General features: G+C 36.0%; 7 protein-coding genes. 5 read left to right on the forward strand and 2 right to left on the reverse strand.

Annotated elements, in window-relative coordinates; all coding sequences use genetic code 11:
• The first annotated feature begins 401 nt into the window (after positions 1–401).
• From CBF35_RS14950 to CBF35_RS14665, 3 genes are all read left to right on the forward strand, one after another.
• A complete protein-coding gene (locus tag CBF35_RS14950) occupies positions 402–551 on the forward strand; it encodes a hypothetical protein (RefSeq protein ID WP_170174823.1) in 150 nt (49 codons plus the stop codon).
• A 76-nt stretch (positions 552–627) separates the two neighbouring features.
• Positions 628–948, forward strand: a complete 321-nt coding sequence (locus CBF35_RS15050) for a DUF5680 domain-containing protein (protein WP_280530468.1) — start codon at positions 628–630, stop codon at positions 946–948.
• 254 nt (positions 949–1,202) lie between these two features.
• Positions 1,203–1,595 carry a DUF1801 domain-containing protein gene (locus CBF35_RS14665; protein WP_126782546.1) on the forward strand — a complete coding sequence of 131 codons (393 nt, stop codon included), beginning with the start codon at positions 1,203–1,205 and terminating at the stop codon, positions 1,593–1,595.
• 123 nt (positions 1,596–1,718) lie between these two features.
• On the opposite strand, the gene CBF35_RS14670 is transcribed toward CBF35_RS14665, so the two are convergent.
• The gene (locus CBF35_RS14670) at positions 1,719–1,988 is read right to left on the reverse strand and encodes a DUF3892 domain-containing protein (protein WP_170174824.1); all 270 of its coding nucleotides are present in this window, start codon (positions 1,986–1,988) and stop codon (positions 1,719–1,721) included.
• 291 nt (positions 1,989–2,279) lie between these two features.
• Between CBF35_RS14670 and map the strand changes: the two genes are divergently transcribed.
• Positions 2,280–3,038, forward strand: coding sequence for a type I methionyl aminopeptidase (gene map, locus CBF35_RS14675; protein ID WP_126782550.1), 759 nt, complete (start codon positions 2,280–2,282; stop codon positions 3,036–3,038).
• Positions 3,039–3,087: 49 nt separating this feature from the next.
• Here the strand turns inward: map and CBF35_RS14680 are convergent, their stop codons facing one another.
• Positions 3,088–7,026 (reverse strand): Cna B-type domain-containing protein, encoded by a 3,939-nt coding sequence (locus tag CBF35_RS14680; protein WP_126782552.1) that lies wholly within the window; start codon positions 7,024–7,026, stop codon positions 3,088–3,090.
• A 320-nt stretch (positions 7,027–7,346) separates the two neighbouring features.
• Here CBF35_RS14680 and CBF35_RS14685 point away from each other — a divergent pair, with 320 nt between their 5' ends.
• The gene (locus tag CBF35_RS14685; RefSeq protein WP_126782555.1) at positions 7,347–7,841 is read left to right on the forward strand and encodes a P-loop NTPase family protein; all 495 of its coding nucleotides are present in this window, start codon (positions 7,347–7,349) and stop codon (positions 7,839–7,841) included.
• The last annotated feature ends 154 nt before the right edge of the window (positions 7,842–7,995 follow it).

A 7,995-nucleotide genomic window follows, 5' to 3' on the forward strand; every position in this document is an offset into this window, starting at 1 on the left:
GGCATATAGGTTAACGAAGCTTTTATGATTAATGAATTATTACCTCGGATATTTTTTTCTATAACATTAGAAACTAAAATATTTTCATCTGTAATTCTGAGCATTTTTTTGATATGATTAGACATAACGTGTCGTCCCTCTCTGTATTTTTTTGTGTGGTGCTTAAATCATAACAGATGGACGACATGTTTTTTATTTTAATAAACTAAAAAAGGGCTGATGAATAATTTTATTCATCAGTCCTTTAAATTATAGAGCCTGAAAAAGCTGGTATCCCCTTATAGTTGAAGGCTACCAGCTTTTTTATGTCCTCTGTTACTATTTAGGCTGCCCCAGATAATCGCTACTTTTTTTATGATATACTTATTTCATATAAAAATAAAATTAACGAGGTGAGATTTATGGAAGCAGGAATAAGTTTTGGTTGCGCCTTAGCTATGATTATTTCCTTTACTACTTGGAAAAGCATCCCTTGGGCCATCCTCCATGGTATGTTTAGCTGGCTCTATGTCATTTATTTCGCAATGACTTACCCTTACTCTGAAAGATAGCTCTTTAAGCCTACTGAAACTGCTAGGCTTTTTTCATCCTAAAGAATCACAATTTTAACTCCTATCCCCTAGACAAATTTATTTAGGAACACATTCATTTTCTGGTCAAGAAATCCTGTGGTATAAAAATGAACCTATCTGGTCCATGAATTATTACGGCGATGTCCTGAATCCTGACTTCAAAAGTTCATTTTTAAAATCAGCTCTCATGTCACCTAGTATAGAACTCCCTTACAGAGGTAAGCTTTTATTTAAACAAGATGATTATACTTACACAATGAATGTAAATGGAAATTTCGATAAATTTTCTGGCGTAGAACAAGTTTTTTTTCACGATAAACTTACTTATGAACTCTTTTTTCACGGTGGTAAAATAATAGACAAACACTTTGATTAACTTTTAGCAATGAGCGGTTCATCACTTTTTATTATTCTAAGTAATACTATTTTTCATAATATAATGATTAAATAAACAATCTTTAACTTCTTTTTACGTAACGCCGTGATATACTTGATACATCGAACATGAATAGATTAGATACAACCGGTTACTAGTAAAGTGTCATTATCTCTAGTATCCTTTTGTTGTTAATTGTTCCTAATCTAAATTTGAACATAAAAGAGTTAAATCCTAAGTAAGAGGTGACCTTCATGAAACCTGATGTAAAAGCAGTCTATGACAGCTTTCCAGATACACAACTAACAGCGCTACTAGCTATTAGGGAGCTTATTTTAAACACTGCAAACACCCTTCCTCAAATTGGTGAACTGGAAGAAAGTTTAAAGTGGAATCAACCGACTTACAGTACTAAATTAAAAACTGGTACGCCAATCAGATTATTCACATTTGGTGATAAAATAGCTTTGTTTGTCCATTGCCAAACAACACTCGTTGAGCAAATTAAGCCTCTTTTTAGTGATGTATTTGAATTTTCTGGCACTCGTGCAGTGATCATTGATCCTAATCTGCCCCTTCCAACAAAAGAATTAATTTTTTTCATCCAATCTGCCTTAACTTATCATTTATCTAACGATAAAAAGTAGCTGTTTTCTTAACTATATTTTTAAGAATAGCCAACAAAAATGATAAGACCATGCTACCATATTTTAAAGCTCGCAGCCCTCAATTATGAAGGGCTACGAGCTTTTATTTGTGTCTTATATTGATTAAAAATGAGGTAAATTTAACAATTCATCACCAATTCCTAAATCATTATCTGAACGAATATACGCGTTTTTATAAATAGGATGTACGGCCTGTACATCTATTTTTTCATGTCTATCATTGTAATAATAATAACTTGCTCCAATTCCAAGAAGTGCCAACACCGTTTCAATCGTTCGACTTTCACCATTTTCTAATAATACTTCATAAATTTTTTCTGTACTTGATATTGCATTACTTTTTATTCGAATATGCGTTATTTCATGTCTCATGATCAACACTCCTTTCATCACATATTATAAACTAACATTTAGTTAGATACAATTTTCTTGTTATTTAAATCTGTTCTTTTTATAATAAAGTGACACTATTGATGAATACTAATAGGTCAAAGTAACCTTCCCCTGACCTGAATAACAGCTGTCAATATATACTATTTTTATAAATGCATGACGATGTTTACAAACCCTTAGTCGGATATGTTAAAATGCGGGGCATTCATTCAAATCCGATATCTAACTTACTATTTTAAATTTTCACTAATAAAAAAAGGACGTGTTTAATTGATCACTTTAAAATCTCCAAATGAAATTACTAAAATGCAAGAATCTGGCGCAATCTTAGGAAATATTCACTGGCAATTAAGAGACTTTATTCAGCCTGGCGTCACCACTAATCAGATTGATCGCTTCGTTCACGAAAAGATTATTGCAGCTAGTGGGATTCCAGCCCAAATTGGTTTTGAAGGGTATGAGTATGCTACTTGCATTAGTGTTAATGATGAAATTTGTCACGGTTTCCCAAATGATTACTGCCTAAAAAATGGCGATTTGCTGACTGTCGATTTTTGTGTTGATTACCAGGGGGCCATTTCTGACAGTGGGTGGACTTATGGGGTTGGTGAGCTTACTCATGCTAATCAAGCCTTAATGACTGCTACCCAAGAAGCTTTGCGCTTAGGTATCGAGCAAGCCCAAGTCGGTAATACTGTCGGGGATATCGGCCATGCCATTCAAACATACGCTGAAAGCCTAGGGTATGGGGTCGTGAGAGATTTTATTGCCCATGGCATTGGACCGACAATTCATGAAGAGCCATTTTTTCCCCACTACGGTCTCCCCGGTAAAGGCATCAAGTTAACCCCTGGCATGACTATTACCATTGAACCAATGTTAACTACTGGTAGCTGGCGGATGTCCATGGACGATAATGGCTGGACTGCTCGAACAATAGACGGCAGCAACTGCGCCCAATATGAGCACTCCTTAGCAATCACTAATGAAGGCCCTTTAATCTTAACCCCTCAAAATAAATCATTATAATAAAAAAGCAAGTAACTAGCTAAAAATGGCTAGTTACTTGCTTTTAACTTTAATCTTTTTTACTAAATATGTAATACCCTTGACCTAAAATCAACAACATCCCACCGGCTATAATGCTAAAGAAGTTACTATTACTTCCACCAGTTTGGGGTAATTTTGACCCGTTACTTGTAGAAGTTACCGTTGAGCTACTAGAAGAGCTACCAATTGTTGGTTTAGTCTCACTAGTTGTCGTTTCAGTTGGTTCTGATCCACTTGTGCTAGTCGTTGTCGTGGTTTCACTCGGTTCTGATCCACTTGTACTAGTCGTTGTCGTTTCACTTGGTTCTGATCCACTTGTACTAGTCGTTGTCGTTTCACTTGGCTCTGATCCACTTGTGCTAGTCGTTGTCGTTTCACTTGGTTCCGACTCACTGGTACTGCTCGTTGTCGTTGTCTCATTTTGCTCTGAGTCACTTGTACTAGTCGTTGTCGTTTCACTCGGTTCCGACTCACTTGAGCTAGTCGTTGTCGTGGTTTCACTTGGCTCTGACTCACTTGAGCTAGTCGTTGTCGTGGTTTCACTTGGCTCTGACTCACTTGAGCTGGTCGTTGTCGTGGTTTCACTTGGCTCTGACTCACTTGAGCTAGTCGTTGTCGTGGTTTCACTTGGCTCTGACTCACTCGAGCTAGTCGTTGTTGTGGTTTCACTTGGCTCTGACTCACTTGAGCTAGTCGTTGTCGTGGTTTCACTTGTCTCTGACTCACTTGAACTTGATTCTGTCGTGCTTGTCTCAGGTATTAACGTATTCGTAATGTCAAAATCGTTATAAACCGTAACATAGCCAGGAACACTGACTTCATTAATACGGTAGACAAACAATTTTCCATCTTGATCATACTTCGGTAGTTCAGTAAAGGCATATTGCCAATTATTAGATTCTTTAGCTTCTGTTTCGGCAAAGAGTTCATCATTTTGGAAAAGCTGAACAGTAATCGCTTTAGGTCTTAAACCTGCACTATTTTCGTTATCATCCCAAATCTTCTCTCCTGAAATTTCCGTTTCACCTACTAAAGTATTAATAATACTCTGATTATCTGCTAGTACTTCTGAGAAATAATTAGTCACTTTCTTTTCAACTACTTTATAAACATATAGTTCCCCAGCGTCATCAAATTTTTCTAAGTTTTTAAATTCATATTGCCAGTCCGTCTCCTTAGTCACTTCAAGTTCCTTTTGTAGAATATCATTACGATAAAGTTCAATGGTGATTGTTGTTGGTCTTAAACTCTCGCTGTTTTCATTGTCACGCCAAATTTTCTCGCCAGTAATGTCAATTAGTGGCTTCAACTCGTTAACAATATCAAAACCGTCTTCATCATACTTTGTTTGATAATTAGGAACTGCGACTTCTTTTATCGTATAAAGATACAATTTGCCTTTTTCATCGTACTTAGGCAAATCTAAAAATTCAAATCGCCAATCATTATCAGCGGTAACTTCAATGGCTTTGATGATTGTGCCATTTCTCAACAAATGAACAATAATACTTTCAGGGCGATAACCACCTTCTTCACCGCCATCACCTAACCATGTTTTTTGACCTTTGACTTCCGTCTTCCCAACTAAAGTATTAACTATTTGATTGGTTTCTGGATTGATTTCACTTTCATAATCTGGCATACTAACTTCTTTAATCGTATACTGATAGGCTTGACCAGTTGAATCAAAAGTTAGCAAGTTTTTAAATTCATATTGCCAATTTTCAACCGCCGAGGTAACAGTATCTTTGAGAAATTTACCATTTTGATAAAGTTCAATTGTGATTGTTTCTGGTCGCAACCCTTCCTGATCATCATCATCTTGCCAAGTTTTTTCCCCTACTAACTCTATTGTCGGAATAACTTTATTCGTAATATTGCCCGTCCCTGGATCAAATATCGATTCATAACCTGGTACTAGTTTCTCAACGACCCGATAACGAATGAGTTTACCAAGATAGTCATACTGAGGGAAATTTTTAAATGAATAACGCCAATTAGTCGAAGCATCAACGACTTGCGTAGCGACTGGTTGTCTGACATTGTTTTGAAAAAGTTCTACGGTTACCGATTTCGGTCGACCACCTTTTAGATCTTCATCATCTTCCCAGAGTTTTTCACCACTTAATTCCAAGTCACCCTTTAATGTATTGATAACTTTTTGCTGATCCCGACTAATAACACTTTCGTAATCAGGAACTATCATTTCCTTGATTGTATAATTATTAAAATGATTATCCTTATCAAATTGTTCTAAATCTTTAAATACATACTTCCAATTAGTAGCAGCTGACACAACTTGCTCAGCAATCTTCTGGCCATTCAAATATAATTCAATTGTTACAAACTCTGGTCTAAGATTTTGACTATTGCCATCGTCTTGCCAAATTTTTTCACCAGTAATCGTAATTAGGGGTGTCCGCTGATTAATTACTTCCTTTTCAACAACCGCCTCTTCCGCGACTACATCTTTCGTCACATCAAATTCAATGACTTCATTTAAGGGCTGATGACCTGTTGGGGGAGCAACTTCTTCCATATAATACTTACCTTCTGGTAAACCAGAGATAAAGATTTCACCAGCAGTATCGGTCACAAACTCATAGGCCTTCTCCCGCTCTTGATACCATTGGTAATCAATCGTTCCATCAAAACCGTAGTATTCTTTAACACCTTCAGTTTCTTTATACATAATAAATTTAGCCCCTGGCAAAAGAGCCAAGTCTTCATCTTTACCAATACTTTTTTTAATTAATTTTAAACTGCCTTTTGTTTCTAAATCAAAGTCTCGATCAACCCAGTTAGCACGGAAATTATGTAATTCAGCCCCGTCTCGTTGATGTAAGTCTTTAACCATCACTAGACCGTTCAGATTGCCTCCTGAATAGACAACAGTTGCTTTAGGTGCTAAGACACTGCCGATTGTTGCCGCCCCGTAGGTTAAGTTATTAATCGTTTTATACAAGTCTTCCCCATCATTAGCTACCCCTTTGTCTTTGCCATCAATTTTAGCTGCTAATTGTGGTGGATTCCCTGTCTGGCGGTTATCGGAATAATTTGTAATTTGTGTGGCATTAGGTAAATAATAGCTAATTTTTTGAGCAAATTCCGCTGCCAGTGGATCGGTTAAACTTATTTCACCACTTGAACTAAAAGTCCCCCCTGAAAAAACAATTTTTTCTCTCATCGATTTCAAGATAATCGTATCGTACCGTTCATCTTTAATTAAACTAGTCGGAATTCCAATCCCATTAATATTTAAGCCGTCATCTCCCCGGTGGTATTGAGTCGCTTGATCCAAGTCGACCACAAGCATATGGGAATCGATGTCTGAGTCTTCAATTGGTAGACTTGGCAATTGACCATTGGATCCCCAAGCGGGAAGTGTCCAATTGTCAGTTTGACTTGTTTTAGAAACGGCCTTAGCAACATAACTTGCTAATATATCTCGTTCACTTCTAAAATGTTTTAACGTATCATCCATATTTGGATTAGTAATAAAATACCGTAAACTCATTTCTTGAGCCATCGTTTGAGTCAACCAATTAGTCATATCTTCATCACCAATCACCCAACCTCGGCCACCTGTTCCCTTTTCAAAAGAGATATAGGCATTAGAATAATTTTTAATTTCGCCATTCGTTAAAACATTAACAACTTGGCTATCTAATAAAGGCACACCCACTGTCGTATTAACTGGGCGAAATGAGGCACCAAATGTAAAGGTAACTGTATCATTAGGAAATAATGAATCACCTGTAATGATAATCGGCCCTTCTGTATCTGCACTGTCTGCTGAATGCTCTCCATCAATAAAACCATTATAATCTTTGATGTCACCAATTTGACTAAACTTATCAGCTGGCAACGGGTTAACGTTGATTGCCGATTCAACAATCTTATCATTAACGAACAGAACACTAAACAACATTGCCACACTTATAATTCCCTTAATTATAGACTTCATTGTAAACTCCCCCTAACCAAAATGTTCCACAGTAATCGTTTCCACTGTCTCTATTTATAGTTTATCGGATTGACTATTGATTAGCACTTTTTAAATTTACACTTTCTGGACAACCGTTCACAAAACCTATTAAATCAAGGTTTATTACTTCATTCAATTTTTGCTTATCTATATGCAATAGTCTGATCAGAAGGATCTATTTTTTATTGACTTTTAATTATTATATATTCTTGAATTAATGGCTTATTAGTCATTTTCCCTTGCATTTGTCCTCCCTTTAATGTACGATTTTAAGAGATAGAGAAATAGGAGAAAGACATATGAAAATTAGAATTATTGGTCATGCTGGTAGTGGTAAAACTACTTTAAGTAAAGAACTAAGTCAAGAGTATGGCTTTTCCAATATTCCCTTAGACTCTTTTTTAAAACAAAAGGATAAAAAGAAACGTAAAAGAATGCTCAGCACTCAATTAAATAAGCAAGACAGTTGGATTGTTGAAGGTGTTCAAGCTCAATACTGGTGTAAGGCAACTTTCACAGAAGCTGATATTATTATTGTTCTAGATTATCCATTATACATTGTGCAATACCGTGTGATTAAAAGAGCTATTACCGCTAGAAAGAATGCAACAAAAGAACGTAAAAAATTTTTAACTAAACGAGCAAAGTCGCTTTTAAAATGGAACCGTAAATTTTCTCAAAAACTCCCTAAGCTTAAAAGTAAATTATATAAGCATAATTCAAATCTTTACATTATTCGCTCACCACGGGATATTGATCGAGTCAAAACAATTATCGGCTTTTATAACATTTAAAAAGACCAACTATTGAAATTAATCATATGAACTGACCCCATAGGTTGAGACAAATATAAAAACACCCCCGTTGAATTCGTGTAAAATGAAGAAAACGGAGGTGTATTTTTATGGTTAAACGAATTTCATACCCATTAGAAGTTAAAGAAGCAGC

Source organism: Vagococcus salmoninarum, assembly GCF_003987495.1.
GTDB lineage: Bacteria > Bacillota > Bacilli > Lactobacillales > Vagococcaceae > Vagococcus_D > Vagococcus_D salmoninarum.